General features: G+C 61.6%; 17 protein-coding genes and 1 riboswitch. Of the genes, 11 read left to right on the plus strand and 6 right to left on the minus strand.

The features are described 5' to 3' along the window. The first annotated feature begins 75 nt into the window (after window positions 1-75). On the plus strand, window positions 76-1,266 hold the full coding sequence (locus tag P3T20_RS06705) for an FUSC family protein (protein WP_429286476.1): 1,191 nt from the start codon (window positions 76-78) through the stop codon (window positions 1,264-1,266). A 195-nt stretch (window positions 1,267-1,461) separates the two neighbouring features. Here the strand turns inward: P3T20_RS06705 and P3T20_RS06710 are convergent, their stop codons facing one another. Further along, window positions 1,462-2,400 (minus strand): alpha/beta fold hydrolase, encoded by a 939-nt coding sequence (locus P3T20_RS06710; RefSeq protein WP_429286477.1) that lies wholly within the window; start codon window positions 2,398-2,400, stop codon window positions 1,462-1,464. An 81-nt stretch (window positions 2,401-2,481) separates the two neighbouring features. Further along, complete coding sequence (locus P3T20_RS06715) at window positions 2,482-4,191, minus strand: long-chain-fatty-acid--CoA ligase (RefSeq protein WP_429286478.1); 1,710 nt, start codon at window positions 4,189-4,191, stop codon at window positions 2,482-2,484. 670 nt (window positions 4,192-4,861) lie between these two features. On the opposite strand from P3T20_RS06715, the gene P3T20_RS06720 reads away from it, so the two are divergent. Beyond that, window positions 4,862-5,440 carry a hypothetical protein gene (locus P3T20_RS06720; protein ID WP_429286479.1) on the plus strand — a complete coding sequence of 193 codons (579 nt, stop codon included), beginning with the start codon at window positions 4,862-4,864 and terminating at the stop codon, window positions 5,438-5,440. A 172-nt stretch (window positions 5,441-5,612) separates the two neighbouring features. Continuing rightward, entirely contained in the window at window positions 5,613-8,045 is a 2,433-nt protein-coding gene (locus P3T20_RS06725) for an ATP-binding protein (protein WP_429286671.1), read from the plus strand. 118 nt (window positions 8,046-8,163) lie between these two features. Here the strand turns inward: P3T20_RS06725 and P3T20_RS06730 are convergent, their stop codons facing one another. Next, window positions 8,164-8,769 (minus strand): TetR/AcrR family transcriptional regulator, encoded by a 606-nt coding sequence (locus P3T20_RS06730; RefSeq protein ID WP_074265712.1) that lies wholly within the window; start codon window positions 8,767-8,769, stop codon window positions 8,164-8,166. 127 nt (window positions 8,770-8,896) lie between these two features. On the opposite strand from P3T20_RS06730, the gene P3T20_RS06735 reads away from it, so the two are divergent. The 3 genes from P3T20_RS06735 to P3T20_RS06745 all read left to right on the plus strand — a co-directional run bounded on the left by P3T20_RS06735 (window position 8,897) and on the right by P3T20_RS06745 (window position 12,632). Continuing rightward, window positions 8,897-9,820, plus strand: a complete 924-nt coding sequence (locus P3T20_RS06735; protein WP_429286480.1) for an NAD-dependent epimerase/dehydratase family protein — start codon at window positions 8,897-8,899, stop codon at window positions 9,818-9,820. Continuing rightward, window positions 9,817-10,167 (plus strand): DoxX family protein, encoded by a 351-nt coding sequence (locus P3T20_RS06740; RefSeq protein WP_254368878.1) that lies wholly within the window; start codon window positions 9,817-9,819, stop codon window positions 10,165-10,167. Before P3T20_RS06735 ends, P3T20_RS06740 begins: the two co-directional genes overlap by 4 nt. Window positions 10,168-10,517: 350 nt before the next feature. Next, window positions 10,518-12,632, plus strand: coding sequence for a glycoside hydrolase family 28 protein (locus tag P3T20_RS06745; protein ID WP_429286672.1), 2,115 nt, complete (start codon window positions 10,518-10,520; stop codon window positions 12,630-12,632). A 120-nt stretch (window positions 12,633-12,752) separates the two neighbouring features. Here P3T20_RS06745 and P3T20_RS06750 read toward each other — a convergent pair whose 3' ends face one another. Further along, window positions 12,753-13,601 (minus strand): DUF2182 domain-containing protein, encoded by an 849-nt coding sequence (locus P3T20_RS06750; protein ID WP_429286481.1) that lies wholly within the window; start codon window positions 13,599-13,601, stop codon window positions 12,753-12,755. Window positions 13,602-13,609: 8 nt separating this feature from the next. After that, window positions 13,610-14,377, minus strand: a complete 768-nt coding sequence (locus P3T20_RS06755) for a DUF899 domain-containing protein (protein ID WP_429286482.1) — start codon at window positions 14,375-14,377, stop codon at window positions 13,610-13,612. Window positions 14,378-14,487: 110 nt separating this feature from the next. Between P3T20_RS06755 and P3T20_RS06760 the strand changes: the two genes are divergently transcribed. Together P3T20_RS06760 and P3T20_RS06765 are read left to right on the plus strand one after the other, a co-directional pair. Beyond that, entirely contained in the window at window positions 14,488-15,747 is a 1,260-nt protein-coding gene (locus P3T20_RS06760) for a helix-turn-helix domain-containing protein (protein ID WP_429286483.1), read from the plus strand. A gap of 17 nt (window positions 15,748-15,764) precedes the next feature. Beyond that, window positions 15,765-16,412, plus strand: a complete 648-nt coding sequence (locus tag P3T20_RS06765; RefSeq protein ID WP_429286484.1) for a DUF5074 domain-containing protein — start codon at window positions 15,765-15,767, stop codon at window positions 16,410-16,412. Between the two features lie 21 nt (window positions 16,413-16,433). Here the strand turns inward: P3T20_RS06765 and P3T20_RS06770 are convergent, their stop codons facing one another. Continuing rightward, window positions 16,434-18,359 carry a TonB-dependent receptor domain-containing protein gene (locus tag P3T20_RS06770; protein ID WP_429286485.1) on the minus strand — a complete coding sequence of 642 codons (1,926 nt, stop codon included), beginning with the start codon at window positions 18,357-18,359 and terminating at the stop codon, window positions 16,434-16,436. A 45-nt stretch (window positions 18,360-18,404) separates the two neighbouring features. Continuing rightward, window positions 18,405-18,494, minus strand: a riboswitch (adenosylcobalamin (AdoCbl) riboswitch). 259 nt (window positions 18,495-18,753) lie between these two features. Here P3T20_RS06770 and atzF point away from each other — a divergent pair. From atzF to urtA, 3 genes are all read left to right on the plus strand, one after another. Beyond that, window positions 18,754-20,583, plus strand: a complete 1,830-nt coding sequence (gene atzF, locus P3T20_RS06775) for an allophanate hydrolase (RefSeq protein ID WP_429286486.1) — start codon at window positions 18,754-18,756, stop codon at window positions 20,581-20,583. A 129-nt stretch (window positions 20,584-20,712) separates the two neighbouring features. Continuing rightward, on the plus strand, window positions 20,713-21,429 hold the full coding sequence (locus tag P3T20_RS06780; RefSeq protein ID WP_429286673.1) for a GntR family transcriptional regulator: 717 nt from the start codon (window positions 20,713-20,715) through the stop codon (window positions 21,427-21,429). A gap of 198 nt (window positions 21,430-21,627) precedes the next feature. Continuing rightward, entirely contained in the window at window positions 21,628-22,941 is a 1,314-nt protein-coding gene (urtA, locus tag P3T20_RS06785) for an urea ABC transporter substrate-binding protein (protein ID WP_429286487.1), read from the plus strand. The last annotated feature ends 48 nt before the right edge of the window (window positions 22,942-22,989 follow it).

Consider the following 22,989-nt stretch of genomic DNA (forward strand, 5'->3'; position numbering starts at 1 on the left):
AGCCGCTGACAGGTCGGAAAGTGCGTCGGTCGGTACGCCTTCACCTGGAACGACCGATCGGGTCAACTCGCGGATTTGTACATCGACCTGTCCGCACACGCGAGAGGGCAGCAGCAGAGCACGAAGATTCAGTGCAGGAGTTCCGGGATGTCCAAATCAAGGTCCGACGAACAATCAATTGACCGTATAACCGACGCTTCGCCGACGCAAAAAAGTCGTTACGAGGCTGTCGGGTCGGCCGTGTCGCGCATCGGGGCTGCTATCGATAGCAAGGCGCTTGTTCGCACGTTGACGGCCCTTTTCCCATTAATCGTCCTCGCGCTGGTTTCCGGTCAGACAAAGTGGTTGCTCGTTTCGCTGGTGACGGTGTCGACCGCTATCGCAGTGGATCGCTCGCATCTCGCTCCGCTCGGGGTTATTTCCCACGGGATAACCATCGGAGCGGGCTTCCTGGTATTGATGGCCTCGCTTGCGTATCCACCACTGTTTGTCGTGGCGACTGCCCTAATGGCAATGGGGTCGATTTTGGTGACCGCACGGGGAAGCGAATTGCGCTCACTCGGTAGCTATACGTTCATTCCGGTACTTTACCTCGCCTGCGAGAGCGCCGAGGGAGTGAGGCAATCCTCACTCATTCATCGCGGGTTCGAACTTCTTCCCTTCGTATTGGCTGCTTTCTTGCCGGTTCTGCTGATTTCCTCGATCAATCATTACCGCGAACGCCGTCCGGAGGTTTCATATCTAGCGCACTATGCGAAATGGTCGAAGCGTTCTGAGCGTGGCGATCGTGTTCCGTACGTCGAAGCGATGATCGCAATAGCACTCGCCGTAGGCCTCGCAGCAGCGCTCGTGGAGTGGAGGCATATCGAGCGCGGACAGTGGATGATCTGGTCTGCGGCGAGCGTGGTGACGGGCAGTGCGGCGAGCGCCCGAGTCAAGTTCCGGAATCGAATCGCGGGGGCCATCGTAGGCGTGCCGGCCGGTATCTTCGTCGGGTTGTTGGTCCCCCACGACTATTTCGTGCGAGACCTGGTTATCCTCGCTGCGTTGCTGACACTCGTCTGCATTCGGCCCTACGTTATGGCATTCGGCACGCGTTGCGCCTGCGCCGCGATGGCATTCGTGGTTGCCGGGCAGTCGTGGACTTTCGCTAGCGAGCGTCTGATCAACGTAGCGGCCGGCAGTGCAATCGGTCTCTTGATTACCCTGGCTGTGCACGTTATCGCGAGGCGCATCGAATGCTCGCGCAAACCGGTCTCGTTTTGATGATCGGCAAGATTCCGGTCGCCCCTGTCGACGGGTCCGATGTTGCGTCGCGCGCGCAAGCGAATGGCCGTTCGGAGCCGCTCATCGGCCGTTCAGCGATCCGCGCGACCATACCGGCAATTGCACGATAGCTACTCTCGCAACGATTGGAATCGCGATTTCCCGCGCGAGCAGCGGAATGCCCGCAGTCGATGGTCATTCATCCGCTTGTCGCAGATAGAACGCATCGAGAAACTCATTCATCAGTGCCGCTATGTCATCCACTTTTTCATCAAGTGCAAAGTGGCCTGCGTCGAGCAGATGGACTTGCGCATTTGGCAAATCACGCTGGTAGGCAGCTGCGGCGGCCGCAATGAAGGACCTGTCGTAGCGTCCCCACAGGATGAGCGCGGGAGGCTGCTGCGTTCTCATCCATTCTTGCCAGGCTCCATAGGCCGCCACGTTCGTACGGTAGTCATAAAGCAGCGCGGCCTGGATTTCAGACTGACCCGGACGATTAAGAAACGTGTACTCGTCCGTCCAGGTGTCCGGGCTGTAGCGTTCGGGGTTCGGGCTCTCACCGTCGTGACGATATTTTGTACTTTCGAACGATGTGAACGCGGTGAACACTTCGGGACATGCGGCAGGATCCGCCCAGTATTCCCTGATGGCCGTCCACTTTTGCCCGAGACTTTCCTCGTGGCTATTGGCGTTCTGGATGACTAGCGCTTCCAGACGCTCGGGATGTGCCAGCATGATTCGAAATCCGATTGGACCACCGTAGTCCTGCAGATAAAAGCTGTAACGGTCGATGCGAAGCTGTTCGAGTAGGCCATCGATCGTCTCGGCGAGATGATCGAACGTGTAGGCGAACTGCGAAGGCGGCGGTGTGTCGCTGTGGCCGAAGCCAGGATAGTCCGGTGCAATTAGGTGGTAGCGTGTCGCGAGCAGCGGAATGAGACTATCAAACATCCGCGACGACGACGGAAACCCGTGAAGAAGCACGATGGTTGGCGCGTCTTTCGGCCCCGCCTCTCGATAGAAAACGCCAACACCTTTCACTTCTGCCCGGTGATAAGTAAGGGTCGATGAGGACGATCCACTCGGATCAGTTCTGCGTGAGCGGGAATCGGTAGACGAACTCTTTGTATTCATGGTGACTCCGTTATGAGGCAACGTTGGAGCGGCAAGTTAAGTCTGCGCCCTTCGGTCCCTCGAAGCAGACGACATTGCTCGTCAGTCACCTTGGCTGGCGACCAAGGCGGACGCATTTTCCCGCTCCTGCAGCAGTCGCCACTGAACCTTTCCGCTGCCCGTTCGGGGTAGTCCAGCGACGAATTCGACGATCTGGGGTACCTTATACGCAGCCATATGCTCACGTGCCCATTCAGTGATCTGCTTTGCTGATACATCAGCGCCGGCCCGCACGACCACGAATGCCTTTACCGCCTCACCCTTGCGGGCGTCTGTTGTTGCTACGACACATGCTTCCTGAACCGCAGGGTGCGCAAACAACAAGGTCTCGACTTCCGCGGGCCATACCTTATAGCCAGACACATTTATCATTCGCTTCAACCGGTCGACGAAGAAGAAATATCCGTCCTCGTCGATATAGCCGAGGTCGCCAGTGCGCAGATAACGTACGCCTGAAACCTCGACGAAGGCGTCGCGCGTGGCGTCGGGGCGTCCCCAGTAACCGGTGAACACCTGCGGACCGCTGATCAGAATCTCGCCCGTTTCCCGCGGACCGAGCACTTCGAGCGTGATGGTATCAACCACAATTGATTCGGTATCCTGTATCGGTATGCCCAGACACTGCAGCTTGCATCGCTGCGGTGGATTGATGTGAGTCGCTGAGATGGTCTCGGACAATCCGTAGCCCTCCATGTAGGGGACGCCTAAGCGAGCTTCGATGCGCTGTGCCAGTGCGTTCGGCATGGCGGCGCCACCGCCTGCCAGACGCTCGATGGAACTCAAGTCGAAACGCTCAAGATCGGGCAGGCTCATAAAGTCAACCATCATCGTCGATATCGCAATCCAGAACCCTACGCGATAGCGCTCAATCAGGAGAGCGGCACATCGACTGTCCCATCGGGTCATCACAACCATGGTCGAACCGAGAGAGATCGCCACGTTCATGCATTGCTGCATGCCGGTAACATGAAACATCGGCATCGCGCACAAGATCGCCGAGTCAGGCGACACATGACACCATTGCGCAGAGGCCGCGACGACATGCGTTGCGCTACGATTGGTGTGCATGCATCCTTTCGGCGCGCCCGTGGTGCCCGACGTGTAGGGGATCACCGCAAGGTCCTCGGGCGATGCCACGTACGGCGACGGCTGCTGAGCGGCCGCAAGCGCGGCACGCCAGCGCACCACGTTCGGCGCAATAGTTACAGAGTGCTCGGAGTAGATATCGAGTTCGGGGACGGTCTCAGTCAGCACGACTGGCAGCGGCAGGTCGGTGTTGTCAGCAAGATAGTCGGAATAGCGCGCCACAATCGCGTGGCTGATCGCGCCGCCAAGAAGAGGCTGGGCATTCTCGTAGAGTTCTTCACCGAGCAGAACGACCTTGGCTCCGCAGTCCTCAATAATCTGCCGAAGTTCGGCGGTCGTGTTCATCGGATTCACCGGCACAACCACTGCATTGGCTCGCAAGATTGCATAGTAGCCGATCACGTATTGCGGGCTGTTCTGCATATACAGTGCGACGCGATCGCCACGCGCGACGGCGCACTGACACTGCAGAAAGCCGGCCAGCGCCTCTACTTCTTGCCGCAATTGCGCATAACTCAACGTCCCGCCGTAGTAGTGAAGCGCCGTCTTCCCGGGATATCGGCTGGCAGAGGTTTCGAGGTTTCCGTACAGCGAAGGCTGCGGCGATGACAGGTGATGCGCGAGGCCCTCGGGCCAGTATGGCGAATCTTTCACGTTTCCCTCCATCAGGTGGCGCTCCGGATGCCTTCGACGATTGATGCCGTTGAGTCGGCGCCGTTGCCGTGGCATCCGTTATGTACGACTGGAAAAGCCGACGGCGTTATCGAGCTTTGTTTGTGCGTTCGATCCCGTCTTAAGCTTAGTACGCCAGTGACGCTGCGACACAGTATCGGCGGCTCTACTTGCTGGCCGACCTACGAGGCCTTCGCAGTCATTTGCTCCCAGCGATAGCGCGTTATTCGCGCCGTGCGATTCTGAATATGTCTGCCTTTTGTCCGATGTTCATCTGGCATCTGTGAATATTGTGGATTACGCTACTTTTTGCTATGCGACTTTAAAACGTAGCTGACTCACGAAGTCACAATTGCGCGGACTTTCGTGCACCCCTTCTGCACGTGCCTGCCAACACCGAGCGAAAAACGACCGCCTGGTGGGGCATTTCGCCATTTAATTACTTAGACCAACGCCGCGGCTTTCTCGCATCCCCAGCGGGAACAGCCGACCGCATCGACAGCCCCTCGTTGTCTTATCGCGCGTTTCCGCAAACGGCGGCAGCCAGGTATTACTCCAGCAATCTTTAATTTCATTGGTTTGAATTGGACGCCGCATCCGGCCGGCAAACAGGCTCCTGCCCGCCGCGATGTTACGCGCCCGATTTGGCGACAAGGAGATGGCCATGAAGATCAAGCATTTAAGCATTTTGTCGGCAGCCGCCGTTGCACTTCTCTCGCTCAGCGGCGCCGCGCAGGCCGGCGGCCCCGGCGGCGTTTGCTCGAACGCAACGCTAAAGGGAGCGTTCGGGTTTATCGGTCACGGAGAGATTCTTGGACTGATAGGCGCCGATGGTACGGTGCACCCTTACGCTGCCCCATCGATCCTTGATGACGTCGCACTGGTGACGTTCGACGGCGCGGGCAATTTTTCGCGCACCGACTTCGGGGTTATTGGCGGGCTGCCGAAAGGGGGTGAGACCACATTCAATCCGAACCAGACCGGCACCTACACGGTGAACTCCGATTGCACCGGCACCATGAAAATCGTCTATACCCCTGGCGGAGGCGTTCCGGCCGGCGTCGAGACTGATCTGAACATCGTCGTGGCTTCTGACGGCACGCTCATCGAATCGGTTGTCTACAGGGCGATCACTGTCTCAGGTGCGAGCGCGGACGGCGTAGTAACGTGTCCGTCATATTGCCAGCAAGGTGTGCAGGAACGTTTTGAGGGGAAAAAAGTCCTGGTCTACGGTTTTCGTTAGCCAGGTCCGGATGGACTCACAACGGTCGGACGGGTTTTCAATTTGGAGTCCATATTCGCGCCACACGCGGGATTGATCCATCGTCGTTTGAGCGTACCCAGGGGTTTTCCCGCCTGTGGAAGCAGGTGGACGCGCCGTTACTACAGGTCATCGGTAAGGACTGGTAATGATCATGAGGCGCGAATTCAACCGGCTGGATGTATTGACGCAACTGCTCGCGGGATCAGCGGCCATGGTCGTGCTGATCGTCTTGCTGGGCGTGGTGGCCATTATCGAGATGCACGCAGGTAACAGCCGGGTATCAGCGCTGCAGGGAATCCAGCTACCCGCGGTGCGCAGCAGCCTGCAAATGGCCGCGAGCACGCGCGAGATCGCGCTGGGCGAATTTCTCGCCGTCGGGGCGAATACGCCGCTAGACATAAAGCACGGCACAGACATGACCGACGCCGGCATCGGCATGTTCCGTAACGCGCTCGCCGGCTATCGCGCGCTCGCTTCGGGCGATGACGTGGCGCGCGTCCGACGCGTGGCTGATTTCTTCGAACACTACATTGCTATCGACGCGAAGATCCGTGCCGCGCTGGCCGACGGCAATCAGGCGGATGCCTCGCAGCAGATCATGGGGGCGGCAGCACAAACCCGCGCCGCGCTTGATCGCGAACTGGAGGCCATTGTGGCGGGCAACGATGCCGCGGCCGCAAGGGAGGGCGCCGCCGCGCAGGCCGCGTATCACCACACGATCCTCACGGTAGCGGGTTTCATCCTGTTCGCGTCGCTCATCGCGCTCATCGTCTCGCTCGTGATCGCCAGAGGCATCCTGCGCCAGCTCGGCGGAGAGCCGCGGGTTGCCGCTGCCCTCACTGCCCGCATTGCCGCTGGTGACCTCTCGACGGCCATCCGCACGCGCCCTGGCGATGGCACGAGCCTGATGGTCGGGCTTGAGTTCATGCGTGAGCGCCTGGCCGCCATGGTCGAGGAGATCCAGCAGAGCTCGCTCCAGCTGAAACAGAAAACCGCCGACATCCAGGCGATGCTGCAGAACATGCAACAAGGCATTTTGACCGTCGTCGACGTCGGCATCGTGCATCCGGAATACTCGGCGTACCTCGAAGCGATCCTCGAGACGACCGACATTGCGGGGCAGCCGCTGCTCGATCTCGTGTTCGACAACACCGACGTGGGCAGCGATGCGCGTGCGCAGATCGAGGCTGCGCTCGACGCGTGCCTCGGCGAAGACAGCATGAACTTCGCGTTCAACGAGCATCTGCTTGTCAACGAAATCTCGAAGACGATGGCCGATGGCCGCGTGAAAATTCTCGACCTGAGCTGGTCGGCGATCATCGGCGAAAACGACATCGTCGTGCGCCTGATGCTGTGCGTGCGCGACGTAACCGAGCTGCGTGCGCTTGCCGCCGAAGCGGGCGAGCAGCGCCGCCGCCTCGAAATGATCGGCGAGATCCTTGCGGTGAGCGAAGAGAAGTTCCACCAGTTCGTGGAAAGCTCGATCGGCTTTATCCACGAAAACGAACGCATCATCCGCGAGCATGACAGGCCCGATCTGGACGCGGTCGCGAAGCTGTTCCGCAACATGCATACGGTGAAGGGCAATGCACGCACCTACAGCTTCCAGCACCTCACGAGCATCGTGCACGACGCCGAGCAGCGCTATGACGCGCTGCGCACGGCGCAAGGCGATCACATTTGGGACCAGCAGGCGCTGATCGCCGACCTCGGGCGCGTGAAGGCCGCGCTCGAAGCGTACGCGACGATCAACGAAGTGAGCCTCGGCCGCAAGGGCGGCAAGGCCGCGAGCAGCGCCGAGCGCTACCTGATGGTCGACATCGCGCTGATCCAGCAACACCTCGAAATGCTCGAGGGGGCGGATGCATCGGATCCGCAGGCGCTGCTGGAGATGCGTGAGTCGATGCACCGCACGCTTCGGCTGCTCGGTACTGAGACGCTCGGCGAAGCGCTCGGCGGCGTACTCGGCTCGCTGCCGTCGCTCGCGAAGGAGCTCGGCAAGGAAGTGCCGCACGTGCGGATCGACGACAACGGCTACCGGGTCCGCAGCCAGGCGTGCGGTGTGCTGTGCGATGTCTTCACGCATTTGCTGCGCAACTGCGTCGACCACGGCATTGAGCCGGCGGACGAGCGCATCGCCGCGGGCAAACCGGCGCCGGGCACGATCGCGCTGGAGATGGGCGTCGACGACCACGCGCTGCAGATCACGGTCAGCGACGACGGACGCGGCCTCGCGCTGGCGAAGATCCGGCGCGCGGCAATCGAACGCGGATGGCTCAGCATTGACGAGGCGGCGAGCGACGAGACCATCGCCGCCTTCATCTTCCGTCCGGGCTTCTCCACCGCGCAGACGGTGAGCGAAGTGTCGGGACGCGGCGTCGGCATGGATGCGGTGCGCGATTTCATCCGCCGTGAGCATGGCCGCATTGAGCTGCGCTTCACCGATGACCGTCAGGGCGCCGACTTCCGCAGCTTCCAGACGGTCGCCTGGCTGCCGGAAACGTGGACGGTAGACAGTCTCGGGGAGCCGGACCGCGCGCAACGCAGGCGCGGTGACGAAGTAAGCACAGCGATCGCAGGATAGAGTGCCACGCCAGTGGCGTGATGAATTGATTCAGTAAATCAACAGGCACCGTCCTGCTTCCCGCGCTACACGCTGTTGCGTTCCGCATGCAGCGACCCGACATCTTATGCGGTGCTCCCTAGCGAAGTGCAGCCGCTACCGCCTCGTCGATCTGCAGCGCAAAGCGTGCTTCAACATCGGGCACCGTGTAGCCAATTGACAGTTCCAGATATGCGTCGCCAAGCACCAACTGAACGAATGTCGCTGACCGCAAGGCAGCAGTCGACTCGTCAAATCGCTTGCGCAGAATCTTTGCGGCGAAGGCACGCACGACCTTTGCACCATTTTCGTAAAACACTTGGCCAAGTTCCGGAAGACGCTCGGCCTCAGCAACGATGGCCCGGTAAAGCCGCAAATTATCCGGCGTAATAAGACCTCGTGCCAGCAACCATCCCAACTCGCGCAACTCGACTTCGGGTGCGCCGTCGGTTTGCTCGCCCTGAGCGCTGGCAAGCAGCGCGCCCACCTGAGCGCACATCTCGCCGACCAGACCAACGAAGAGCGCCTCCTTCGACTTGAAGTGCCGGTAGACCGTCTGTTTGCCGACGCCGGCGGCCGAGGCGACATCGTCCATCGTTGCCAGGCCGAAACCTTGGCTTAAAAAAACGGTTTTTGCACCGTCGAGGATGGCGAACCGCTTACGGCGTTGCAGCGGGCTCAGGTCGGGGAGAGAAGAAGTGTCCATGCGAGATAAATAGCAGATCATTGAGTAGTTGACAAGACTGGTCAGTCTCGTTTAGATTTGCGGAAACGAGACTGATTAGTCTCGTTTGTACGACTATTCAACTCGCAGCCAAACATTGGAGAACGCTTTGAAACTGTTCATCACAGGTGGTACTGGCTTTATCGGGCAAGCGGTCGCGCGCAAGGCTATCAACCTCGGCCATCAGGTGACGGCGTTGGTTCGCAAGGACAGTTCGGCGGCCGCCAGCGCACTGGCACGCCTCGGTGTGACACTGCATTCCGGCGACCTGCGCGAGCCACAGTCTTTCGCCGCGATTGCCGGTGCCGCTGATGGCGTGGTGCACACCGCGTCGACCAACGATGCTTCCGCCGGCGCTGCTGATGAGGCCGCGGCTGTCGCGATGCTTTCGCATCTGCATCCGGGCGCGGCGTTTGTTTATACGTCGGGCACCTGGGTCTACGGCAATACGGAGGGGGAACCCGCGACTGAAGCATCGGCGCTGAATCCGACGCCACTCATCGCCTGGCGGCCCGCAGTGGAGCAACAGGTGCAGGCGCTAGCAGCAAGCCGCTCGATTGCTGCAGTGATCGTCAGGCCGGCGATGGTGCATGGCTACGGTGGCGGCGTGTTTGGCATGCTTGCCGGCATGGCCCGTCAAACTGGCAGTGTGAGGATCGTAGGCGATGGTCGCAACCACTGGCCTGCCGTTAACGTCGATGATCTCGCCACGGCCTATCTGAGCGCGATGGAGCGGGCGGCACGCGGGGACGCACAAGTCACGGGACAGATCTTCAACGTGGTCTCGGAAGAGGCCGTTGCCCTTGCCGAAATAGGTGAAGCGATTCGGGCCTCGGTCGGCGCCGATCGCGTCGAACCCTGGCCGCTCGACGATGCTCGCCAATCGCTGGGACCGTTCGCTGACGCACTGGCACTCGATCAGACAGTAAGCGGCCAGCATGCCCGGCGAGTTCTTGCGTGGACGCCCCGCGGCCCCGGCCTGATTGCGGATCTCTCTGCGCAAAAGCACTTCCAGCAAGTCAACGGAGCATGACCATGGCGTGGAACAGTGCATCTTTCGAGTCGATTCTCGCGATGATCGTAGCGGTTCTGTTCGCGGTTGCCGGGGTGGTCAATCTCGCGGGACGCGGCGCGGTGAAGCGCGACTTCGCGCGCTGGGGTTACCCGGCATGGTTTCATTTGCTCTGTGGCGCACTTGAGCTGTTGTGCGCGGCACTTCTTTTTGGACAACAAACCAGAGTTCTGGGCCTGATGCTGGCCGGTGCGATTTTGATCGCCGTGCTCTTCACGTTGGTGCGAAACCGCGAGTCGTTCGGGCATCTCGCCCCGGCGCTGGTCTTCTCGGCTCTCGTGGTGGTTACTGTGGCGCTCCGCGGTTGAGGCTTGCCGCCACGGTGCGTCCCTCGCCGCGTTGTAAGGCATCTTTCTGGCATGCCCGCCAACTTGCGCTATCAGTACCACTACCAGGTCACATTTGATTGACAATTCTCACATCGTCTTACAACAATAGCAGTAAGGATCCCATCAGAAGGTCCTGCCCGATCTCGTCACTGCGTCTATGCATTCCGCCGCGCACGAGCGTCGCCACGTCGCTCCCTGGAAGACGAATGGATGACCACTTATCGGTAAGACAAAAGGAGATGAATCAAATGGCAGCGCATGACAAAGACGATACTCCGCTCCCCGCACCCCACAACAACGCGCCCGCCTCGCCTGGCCGGCGCGCGTTTATGGCCTTTGCCGGAGTATCCGCAGGTGCAACCCTTCTCGCGACCGGCCGCGCAGCGGTAGCGGCAGACTCCATGTTTCCGTTTCCTTCAGGTCCCGGAGACCAGCCTCCGCCACAACCCGGCCACCCGTTCGCGTCCGACCCAATCTGGGGCCCAGCCGGCGAGGCCACGGCCGTCATCAGGAGGCTCGCCTACATCAGGCCCGAGATGTTCTCCCGCGCAGACTTTCACGTGATGAGCTACGGCGCGCGCACGCTGCCCGCCTCCGCGCTGATTTCGTCGACCGCGTGGCCGGGCGGCAAGATTCCCTGGGTGACCGGCGGCACGGAGCAGACGGCGCATCCGACCAGCGACCTGCAAAGCCCCGGCTCGGACGTGATGGTGCCGTGCGACTACACGGGCACGCAGCACGACTCGTGTGCCGCGTTCAATGCCGCGATCATGGACGCGAATCGTGCCGGCGGCGGCCGCGTGGTGGTGCCGGCCGGCAACTGGTATTGCGGCGGACCGATCGTGCTCCTGAGCCACGTGCACTTCCATCTGGAGTCGGGCTGCACGATCTATTTCAGCCCGAACCCGGCGGATTACGCGAAGAGCGGTCCGTACAGGACGGCGAACGGCAATCTGTACCACACGCGCTGGCAGGCGAACGACTGTCTGAATTTCGGCTCGCCGATCTATGCGTTCCGCCAGACCAACATTGCACTGACCGCCGACGACAACACCTGCGTGCTGAACGGTCAGGCGATGACGCCGATACAACTCAGCAATCAGCCGCCGACCTCGTGCTGGTGGACCTACAAGGGCAGCAGCAACACGTATGGCTGTGCGGGTTCGTCGACGCCATCGCAGGCTTATGCGAATCCGAACAACGTCCCACTGACGAGCCTCCCCGCTTCCCAGATCAAGAACCCGCAGGCAAATGTCTCCTTTACGAATCAGTACGGTGTGACGGGTTCGCTGATGGACCTGCTCACAGGCACGGGCTGGAACCAGGACCAGAACTATCTGCCCGCGCTGTCCGAGCTGCGCGTGCCGTTCGAGGACCGCATCTTCGGCAACGGACACTTTCTGCGTCCATGCATGATCGAGTTCATTGGGTGCACGAACGTGCTCCTGCAGAATTACCACACGCAGAACACGCCGTTCTGGCAGCACCACCCGACCGATTGCATGAACGTCGTGATCGACGGCGTGTTTGCCGACAGCGTCGGCCCGAACAACGACGGCTTCGATCCGGACGCGTGCAACTACGTGCTCGTACAGAACGTTCAGTTCAACACCGGCGACGACTGCATTGCAATGAAGTCCGGCAAGTACCTCGACACCGAGTATGGTCCGATGCAGAACATCGTCGTGCAGAACTGCACGATGCAGAGTGGCCACGGCGGCCTGACGATCGGCAGCGAATTGAGCGCGGGCGTGCAGAACGTCTACGCGCGCAATCTGACGATGCAGAACGAGAACTGGGCGAGCAATCCGCTGAACATCGCACTGCGGTTCAAGACCAACATGAACCGCGGCGGGTACATCAAAAACGTCTGGATCAACGGTGTGACGCTGCCCAACGGTGTGAACCTGGCCGGCAAATATGGCGGCGGCGCGCTCGGCGCCGCCATCAGCAAAATCACCGGTACCGGAACGACCGGTCTCGCGACGAATCCGTCCACGGGTCAAGGCGGCCTGATTACGTTCGACTGCGATTACAGCCCGTCCGGCGATGCGGTACGCTGGACTCCGTCGGTGATCAGCAACATCAACATCTCGAACGTGAACGCGAGCGATGTGTCGGGGGCGGTATCGTACTCAATGCCTTCGGGCTTCGTCGCCGGGTCGAACTCGTGCTTCCAGGCGATCGTCATGCAGGGCCCCGAGGCGGTCGATTACAACGGTCCGCTGCCGGTGCCGACCGTAAGTCCGATCAGCGGCGTCACGATCTCGAACTGCAATCTCGGCTCGCCGGTGTGCACCGGCGCGGCCCCGACGACGCCTTCGACGTCTGCGTCGGCGGCGCCGGGTCCGATCTTCGTGAGCAATGTCAGCGGTATTACGCTGAATAATGTGGTGATCACGGGCACCACGTACAACACGACGCTGAGCGCATCGGCGACTTGATATCGCCGCGCACACGGCCGCGGGCAATCGTGGCCGTGTGCGCGGCGATATCAAGTGACGAGCCGGTTCAAGCCCCGGTCTGTCCGATTTGCCATCAGCAGAAACGGACGGCCGGTCCGATCATCCCAACCCTACGGCTCGTCCGACCAGAGCCAGGCCCACGCTGACAATCACAACGCCGATCCCGCGCGCGACATCTTCGCTGAATGGCGCGAGACGCTCTATGGTGATAGCCGCTGTTACTCCAGCCATCACCCAAACATTCATGACCCCGGCAACGAGCAGGATCGACGTCAGGCCAGCACAGCAGTAACTGCAATGAAGCCCAAGGCGCAGGCCGTATCGCCACGCTGCGCCGGCATCCGTTGGCAGTTCGCAGTCACCGTACCCCGGAGCTTCCCGGCAGCAGCCAAGGTGACGGACCTTCCAGCTAGTGAACTGGAGCGCCCCCGCTCCGAGCACGACCATACCGGCCACGACCGGAATGGCGCGCGCCAACACCGATAGCCGCATCTCCAGCGCCGACAGCGCGGCGCCCACCGCAAAAGCAGCCAGCCCCAACAAGGCCCAGACAAAGAAATACCCCGCACCCGCCAGTAGGGTGAGCCGGTCAGGCTGCATCTGACCTGCCCCGGCCAACGCCTCACGATAGCGCCACAACGCGGGCGCGAGCGATGGCAGCATCATCGCGACCATCATCACGAGCCACATGCCGAGGAACGATGCCGCGACACCGGACCACGTCTGTCCGCACATCGGCAGCCACGCCATCGACATCGTCCAGCCGCCTGGCATCGGCATCCCGCCCATCGCCGACATCGACGAGCACCACATGAGCGTCGCCGTCGCGCTTGCGGCAAACAGCAGCGCGCAGATGCCGTAAAAAGTGAAGCAGGTGCGTTGGAAAACCGCGTGGCGCAAGAACGCCCCACGCGGTGTACGCTGACCGGTTGCGCGAACGTCACTCATGACCGGGCTCAACCCCTGGCGTACTCATCATGGCGCTTCCACCAGACGCCCGTCTCGTTGCGCCCCTTCGGCGCACGGTCGAGCCACTGGTACATGCCCCAGATGCCGTCCACGCCGCGCGCATAGGTGGAGTACGTGTGATACACGGCGCCATCCTCGAGTATGAAAGCGCTCATTCCAGGCCGGTCGCGCGCGTACGTTTGCGCGTCGGTTCCGCAGTTAGCTGCAAACTGGACAACGGGCTCGGGTGCCGGTGTCGCATCCATCGCATGCCGGCCACGCAGGTAGTTGTATTCGACTTCGCCATCACGCTGTTGCGCCTCGGTGAACGAAATATTGAAGTCGAAGTTGAAATCGCTCCCGGCCGAGGACGCCCACGGAAACGTCCATCCCATGCGCCGCCGGTAGGCCAGCAGCTTCTCCAGCGGCGCCCGCGACACAGCGGTGAGCGTAACGTCATGGTTCGCGAGATGAACGGCGATGCCGTCGAACCCATCCGCAATCGATGAACACGACGGGCACCCGGCCTTATAGTCCGGCCCGAACATGAAGTGATAAACGAGAAGCTGCGAGCGTCCACTGAAAAGCTCCGCCAGCGATACGCTGCCTTGCTCGGTCTCGAACCGGTACGCCTTGTCGATCCGCACCCACGGCAGGGCCTGGCGTTGCTGCACCAGCTCGTCGCCGCGGCGCGTGAACTCCTTCTCCGCCGCGAGCAATTTGAGCCGCGCCGCCAGCCATTCTTCGCGTGTCCCGGTTGCATGTGTCGTCGTCATGATTCGCTCCTTAGGTGTCCTGTGTCGTTTGTTCCGTTCCCAAATCCGCTGAGAGGCTTGGGTGTCGTGCTAGATTAGTCCCGGGCACCGCAGGAGGGGGAGTGACAAGTGTGACGCGATTAGAGCAGCCGAAGGACTCGCCAGTCTCAGCAGCGGCGCATGCGCTCGCCGCCGGCGACCCGCTCGGCGCGCTGAAGCGGATCGCATTGCGCGACGACGCGCCCGCACTTGCGCTACGCGGCATCGCGATGGCGCAACTCGGCGATTTCGTGCGAGCCAGGGCGCTGGTGCGCAGTGCAGCACGCGCCTTCGGTCCAGGAGAGGCCGTATCCCGGGCTCGATGTGTGGTCGCCGAAGCCGAGATTGCGCTCGCCTCGCGCGACCTCGCGTGGCCCACCAAGGCGCTCGACACCGCGCGGGCGACGCTCGAAGCGAGCGGCGACCGGGCTAATGCTGCGTATGCGCGGTATCTCGAGATGCGGCGTCTGCTACTGATTGGGCGCCTTGACGAGGCTGAGCGCGCACTCACCGAACTTGACCCCACGCCCTTTCCGCCCGGACTCAGAGCCGCTCACGAACTGGTCGTCGCAGGTATAGCAATGCGCCGCCTGCACACGCGAACGGCCCTTGCCGCGCTCAAACAGGCCGAATACGCCGCGCACCGCGCGGGCATCCCTGCGTTGAAGGCCGAGGTCGAAAACGCATTCTTCGTATTGAACGCGCCGGCCGCAAGGTTAATTGCATGTGGCGAGGAACGTCCTCTTCTGCTTGCCGAAGTCGAAGCCTTGCTGGCATCCGACACGCTCATCGTCGATGCATGTCACTATGCCGTGCGCGAAGCGGACACCGTCGTTTCGCTCGCAAGACGTCCTGTGTTGTTCGCGCTTGCACGCGCGCTCGCCGAAGCGTGGCCGTCCGACGTGCCACGGGACACGCTGATCTCGCAGGCATTCCGCACCCGGCATCCCGACGAATCGCATCGCGTACGCCTGCGCGTCGAAATCGGACGGCTTCGCACATTGCTCGGGACGCTGGCGAGCGTGAATGCAACGAGAGCCGGTTTTGCACTGGCGCCGCAGCGGGCGCGAGAAATCGTGGTGCTGGCGCGACCCGTCGAAGAAGGACATGCGGTGGTACTCGCCTTGCTCGCCGACGGTGAGTCGTGGTCGAGCTCGGCGCTCGCGCTTGTGCTTGGCGCCAGCCAGCGCACCGTACAGCGGACGCTCGACTCGCTGGCGGCCGCCGGCAAGGTGCAGTCGTTTGGACGTGGACGGGCGCGTCGCTGGATGACCCCGGCCCTGCCGGGATTCACGACGACATTGTTACTCCCCGCGCCGCTACCGGTTGATTATGATGGAATCGACAGGTGACCAGCCAGGGAGACGCCATGAAGCGTGCAACAGCAGAAATCGTCAATGAATACGGCCCATTTCCGGGTATCGATGGCGTGCATGGCGTCACCTATGATGGTGAGCACGTCTGGTTTGCCAGCGGAGACAGGCTGAACGTGCTCGATCCGCAGAGCGGCAAGACGCTGCGCTCGCTCGATGTCGCCGCACACGCAGGCACGGCCTTCGACGGCCAGCACCTGTACCAGATCGCCGATCATCACATCCAGAAGATCGATCCGCAAACCGGCCGCGTGCTCGCCTCGATCCCGGCTCCTGGCGGCGACGATGCCGCAGGACTCACGTGGGCCGAAGGGTCGCTGTGGGTGGGGCAGTATCGGGATCGGAAGATTCTTCAGATCGACCCCGAAACCGGGAAGGTTCTTCGCAGCATCGAATCGAACCGCTTCGTCACCGGTGTGACGTGGGTTGACGGAGAGCTCTGGCACGCCACATGGGACGATAACGAAAGCGAGCTACGACACGTCGATCCACGCAGCGGCGAAGTCGTGGAGAGTCTCGAAATGCCGCCCGGCACCCACGTGTCCGGGCTGGAGTCCGACGGAGCCGAGCAGTTCTTCTGCGGCGGCGGACGCAGCGGCAAGCTGCGAGCCGTCCGCCGGCCGAAGCGCGGCGCCGCCGCCTAAAACACCGCATAAAACACCGCCTTAGAACGTGTAAGCCAGCTTGCCGAACGCCGTCCGGCCCAACGTGTTGTAGCCGTACGCGGTTACGTACTGCCGGTTGAACAGATTCGACAGATTGGCGGACACGGTGAGATGCGAGTTGATCTTGTACGCAGCGCGCAGGCCCACCGTTGTATAGGATGGCAGATAGATCGAGTTGGCCTGATCGTCGAAGGTCGATCCACCGTACAGCACGGAGATGCCCGTGCTCAGTGCGTGCAGGCGGAACTCGTCCCACATGTGATCGATGTTCAGGCTGAACGTCTGACGCGGGCGGCGGTTAAGCCAGGTCTGATCCGTGACGTCCTGCGGATTCAGGAAACCGACAGAGAGGCTCACCGGCGTCGATTTGCCGATGGTGCCCTTGTACGACAGGTCGATGCCCTGAATATGCGCGCGTCCGACGTTCACCGGCAGGAAGGTCAACGAGTCGTATTCGATCAGGTTGTGAACGCGCGTGTCGTACACCGCCGCCGTGAAGGTCCCGAACGACGTGGTGGCATCCAGCGCCGCCTCAACCGTATCGCTGCGCTCCGGCAGAAGGTTTGGGTTCCCGTAGCCCGGATAGTACAGGTCGTCGAAGGTCGGCAGACGGAACGCATTGCCATACGAAACGCGCGCCGTATAAACCGGCGTGATCGCATAAGACAAGGCAACGTTGCCGGTATTGACCGACTGCCCCTCGATGATCTCGTGACGGCCTGCCAGGAACACGGTCAACGGGCCGAGCGTCGCCGACTGATGCAGCGAAACCGCTGAATCGTCGCGCGTCGGCACACCCGACGGAATGTCGTATGGCAGGAAGGCCTGCTCGCGCGAGAAGTCGTAGGCAAGCTTGGTCTCGCCGGACAGCGGCAGGTTGAACAGCGCGGGCCCACGCTCCTGATGCGTCAGCGAGGTCGACGTGCTCAGGCGCGTCGAGTCGATCTCATCGGATGGGATGCCCGGCGTATTCGTATACAGGAACTCGCGGTCCGTGGCGTAGCCGACCGACTGATCGAGCTGCGTGAACGGCGTGACATCCAGATGGAACGCAGCGCCTGTCGTCAGCTGATAATCGGCCTGGCGGTCGTCGCCGCCCGCGTCATCGTAGGAGAGATCCGAGCGGTGATACAGGAAGAACGTGGAGAGCGACCAGTTGTTGTGCGCGTAACCCAGGCGTCCATCCACGTCCTGTGCATGGTACGGGTTACGGCCATCTTCGTGACCGAAGACAACCGGCTGCGTCGCATCGATCCCCGCCGTGTTGTAGTCATGCAAGCCGAGCGAGTAGGTCAGCCCGCTCAACGCCGAGAGCGCGCCGGTGGACGGGACCGAGCCCGATGTGCGGACCTGCGTATCGAAGGTCTTGTTCGACCCGCCGCCCACCGACACCGTGGTCTGATTGGGCTGATTGGAAGCGTGGTTCGTGAAGAGCTGGATCACGCCACCCATCGCATCGGCGCCGAACGAAGCGGCTGCCGGACCGGAGATCACCTCGACGCGGTCGAATGCGGAGGTCGGCAGATCAGCCCACTCGGCCTGACCGCTGGTCGCGGAACCGACCCGGATGCCGTCGATAAACACGGCCACCTGATTTCCCGCCGAGCCACGGATGCTGACGGACGCAAGCGAACCTGGGCCGCCGTTCTGCGCAATGGTCACACCGGGCAGTGTAGCGAGCGCCTGCGTGATGCTTGGGTCAATGGGCGAAAGACGGTCGAGATCTGCGCGAGTCAGAACCTGGGTCGTGGCGTATCGCTGATCGAACGATTGCGGCAGATGCTGCGTGTCGCCGGTGACGAGGATATTCGGTAGCGTGGTTTGCGCGACGGCCTGATCCTGGGTCGACGACGAGTCGTCGGCGTGGGCGACCTGGCAAGCGGTAACCGTCAGCGCGGAGCTGATGATGAGATGACGAAGCTTCATTATTGGAATCCTGGGGATAGCGCGCCCCACAGTTGAATAGTAGACAACGACGCCGAGGTCTGACTTCCGGTTCGAACTGAAACCGGTCACAGTGGCGCGACCGCGCTGGATTTGCACCAGCTTCCACGAGTCGTTTGCGCGCATTCTACTTGCGAATCTAACGCGGACCGGAATAATTCCCGCCAATCGACGCGTCATTGCAACATCGCACCAGCGCGGTTCTGACGCCCAACGATCGGGCGTTTCGCGCCAGACGGGTGCATCGGAGAACGGCTCGGGCATGGCGTCCATGCTTGTATCGCCCCGCCCTGAAAAGGCGTGACAGCCTCCCCGCGCGGTTGGCATGAGTCTTGAGTACAATTCCCCTGAACTTGTACACAAGAGGGAATACGAGATGCGCGGATGGACAATTTCGGATTGGCAGGAAGCGTATCGGGACGGCGCGACGCCCGCCCAGTTGCTTGGCGAACTGGTCCGCGGACTGACGCCCGAAGATGACCCCGCATGGATATCGACCGTGACGCAAGCAGTGCTCGACGCGCAGCTCGCGGGCCTCGACGCGAGGCTAACCGCGGTGGGTGGCGATCTGACGAAGCTGCCGCTCTATGGCGTGCCATTCGCCGCGAAAGACAATATCGACGCCGCCGGCTTCGAGACCACAGCCGCCTGTCCCGCCTTCGCCTATACGCCAGAGCGCAGCGCGACGGTCGTGCAGCGGCTGACCGATGCCGGCGCAATCGTCATTGGTAAAACCAATCTCGATCAGTTCGCGACCGGCCTCGTGGGCGTGCGCTCCCCTTACGGCATCCCGGCCAACAGCTTCGACGCCGAGTACATCTCGGGTGGCTCGAGTTCGGGGTCAGCCTCGGTAGTTGCGCGCGGCATCGTCCCTTTCTCGCTGGGCACGGATACGGCCGGCTCGGGACGCGTCCCTGCGGGCCTCAACAATATCGTCGGAATCAAACCTACTCGTGGCGCGTTCAGCAATACAGGCGTGGTGCCGGCATGCCGCACGCTCGACTGCGTGTCGGTCTTCGCAACCACTTTCGACGACGCCGCGCTCGTGTACGACCTGGCCGCCTCGCTCGATCTGGCCGACGGTCTGTCCCGCGAAGCGCCCGCTTCCGCGCTTCAGTGGCGCGTTCCCGCCGCGCCGCGTTTTGCGGTCCCGTCACAGCCGGAATTCTTCGGCGATGAACTGTCCGCGCAAGCCTTCAAAGCTGCCGTGGCGCACCTTGAAGCGCGCGGCGCGATCTGCGTGCCGCTCGATTTTTCGCTCTTCGACGACGTCACTGCGCTGCTGTATGACGGCGCATGGGTAGCGGAACGCTATGCGGCGATTCGTGACTTTGCTGGCTCGAACGAAGCCGACATTCACCCGGTTGTGCGCGACATCATCTTCAAGGCCAAGGAATTCTCCGCCACCGACACCTTCGAATCGATCTACCGTCTCGCCGATCTCAAACGCCGCGCCGATTCGATGCTGGCGCAATTCGACGCCCTCGTCGTGCCGACTGCCCCGGCCCACTACAGGATCGCCGAACTGCTGGCGGATCCGGTGCGTCTGAACAGCAATCTCGGCAAGTACACCAACTTTGTCAATCTGCTCGACTGGAGCGCAGTGGCCGCGCCGGCAAACTTCCGCGAAGACGGACTGCCGTTTGGGATTACCTTCATTGGCGATGCGTGGCGGGAACGGGCGCTGGCTGACTTCGCGGCGCAATGGCATCGGGCCACCGGGCTGCCGCGTGGAGCGACTGGGATGCCGCTGGCTGCGCAGTCGGGTGCCGCGCAGTCCGGTGCCGCGCAACCAGCGCCTGAGGCAAAACGCAGCGCGGCGAGCGACACCATTCGCGTCGCCGTCGTCGGTGCCCATTTGCGCGGCATGCCGCTCAACCATGAACTGACGAGTCGCGGTGCAAGCTTCGTGGAGAGCACGACGACCGCGAGCAACTATCGTCTCTTCTCGCTCGCAAACACGACTCCGCCGAAACCAGGGCTGCTGCGTTCCGAAAGCGGCGCACCGATTCAGCTGGAACTCTGGGACGTGCCGGCGACTGCATTTGGTTCTTTCGTCGCTGGCGTCCCTGCACCACTTGGCATCGGCACTGTAACGCTCGCGGACGGCAGACAGGTGAAGGGTTTCATCTGCGAGCCTTACGCCCTGCAGGATGCGCAGGACATCACGGCATTCGGCGGCTGGGCTGCCTGGCTCGCGCGTTAGCTTCTCTCATTGCGCGCCGGAATCGTCCAAACATTCCATCGCAAGCCGCGTATCATGATCCAAGCTCGCGATCTTCCGCTGCCGTTGGAACAAGCTAGCCGCATCCCCCTCACGCACCTGGAAATACTGATGGTGGACAACAGCGCGCCGACTGCGCCGGCGAAAAGCGCCAGCAATCTTGCTGCGCAAATCTATACGCAACTGAAGGCCGATATCTTCGACTTCCGCCTGCTGCCGGGCGACAAGTTCAGCGAAGGCGATATCGCAACACGTATGCAGGTCAGCCGCACACCGGTCCGGCAGGCGCTGTTCTGGCTGCAGCGCGAAGGCTACGTGGATGTCAACTTCAAGAGCGGCTGGCAGGTCCGCGCGTTCGACTTCAAGTATTTCGAAGACCTCTACGAAGTGCGCGTCATGATGGAAACTTCCGCAATCGCGAAGCTCGTGGAGCTGGACGCCACCTCACGGCTCGACGCCCTGCGCGAGATCTGGTGCGTGCCCGTGAAGAAGCAGCTTGACGATCCCGCCACCGTCGCCGCGCTGGACGAAGCCTTCCATGGACGTCTCGTCGCCGCCGTGGGCAACAACGAAATGGCTCGGATGCATGGGGACATCACCGAACGCATCCGCATCATCCGCCGGCTGGACTTCACCAAGAAACCGCGCGTGGCGGCAACCTATAAGGAACACGCGGCGATTCTCAAGGCGATCTTTGCGGGCGAAGCGTCGGACGCCCAGCAGATGATCCGTGCTCATATCGCGGAGAGTCAGGCCGAGGTCAAACGCATCACGCTCTATATGATGCAGACCGCGCGCGAACGTTACGGTGCGCGCGAAGCGATCTAGCGCCTTCGCCATCCCTGGATACGTGCACGACGCACCAGCGTGGCGCGTCGTGCGCACCGCTGTCACACAGCGTCTCTCGACCTCGCAAGCGTGGCAAAGCCTCCCGTTCCTCATCCCCCGCCTGGCTTGGAAGTTGCTCAAGCACTGCGCCTTGTATTCAAGGCGATATCCAACTTTCAAAATGGCAGAGGACGATCAATGAACAAGCGTGAGTTTCTGAAGGTCGCATCGGCAGCAGGGGTTGCGGGTGTGACGGGGGTCGCAGGCGGGATTCCTTCCGCGTTCGCACAAGGCGACACCGGTCCGATCAAGGTTGGCATTCTGCATTCACTGTCGGGCACGATGGCGATCTCCGAAACGTCGCTGAAAGATACCGCGTTGATGACGATCGCACAGATCAACGCAAGCGGTGGTGTCAATGGCCGCCAGCTCGAGCCGGTAGTCGTGGACCCGGCTTCGAACTGGCCGCTGTTCGCCGAGAAGGCACGCCAGCTGATCACGCAGGACAAGTGCGCGGTGGTGTTCGGCTGCTGGACTTCGGTGTCGCGCAAGTCGGTGCTGCCGGTGTTCGAGGAACTCAACGGCCTGCTGTTCTACCCCGTGCAGTATGAAGGCGAAGAAATGTCGCGCAACGTGTTCTACACGGGCGCCGCGCCGAACCAGCAGGCAATTCCTGCTACCGAATATCTGATGAGTGCAGAAGGCGGCGGCGCCAAGCGCTTCTTCCTGCTCGGCACGGACTATGTGTACCCGCGTACGACCAACAAGATTCTGCGCGCGTTCCTGAAATCGAAGGGCGTTCAGGAAGCGGATATTCAGGAGGTCTACACGCCGTTCGGTCATAGCGACTATCAGACCATCGTCGCCAACATCAAGACTTTCTCGCAGGGCGGCAAGACCGCGGTGATCTCAACCGTCAACGGTGACTCGAATGTGCCGTTCTATAAAGAACTGGGCAACCAGGGCCTGAAAGCGACGGACGTGCCCGTAGTTGCGTTTTCGGTGGGCGAAGAAGAACTGCGCGGTATCGATACGAAGCCGCTGGTGGGCAACCTCGCTGCATGGAACTACTTCATGTCGCTGCGTAATCCGGAGAACACCAAGTTCAAGGCGATGTTCGCCAAATGGGTCAAGGACAACAACCTGCCGGGCGGCGACAAGCGCGTCACGAACGACCCGATGGAAGCGACCTTCGTTGGTATCCATATGTGGAAGCAGGCGGCCGAAAAGGCCAAGAGCACCGATGTCGACAAGGTGCGCGTGGCGATGATCGGCCAGAAGTTTGCGGCGCCGTCGGGCTTCACGCTTGAGATGGACGGCAACCACCACCTGCACAAGCCGGTGATGATCGGCGAAGTGCGCGCCGATGGTCAGTTCAACGTAGTCTGGCGCACCAAGACGACTGTGCGCGCGCAGCCGTGGAGCCCGTATATCGACGGTAACAAGGGTAAGCCGGACGTGGTCAGCTCGATCTCCGACTTCCTGCGCCGTCGCCGCGTTGCTGAGGCCTGAGCTGGGTGATGTGAGTTTGACGTGAGTATCGCGTGATGGCCGAAACGC

The sequence above is a fragment of the Paraburkholderia sp. GAS206C genome, assembly GCF_050435645.1.
Classification (GTDB): Bacteria; Pseudomonadota; Gammaproteobacteria; order Burkholderiales; family Burkholderiaceae; genus Paraburkholderia; species Paraburkholderia phenazinium_B.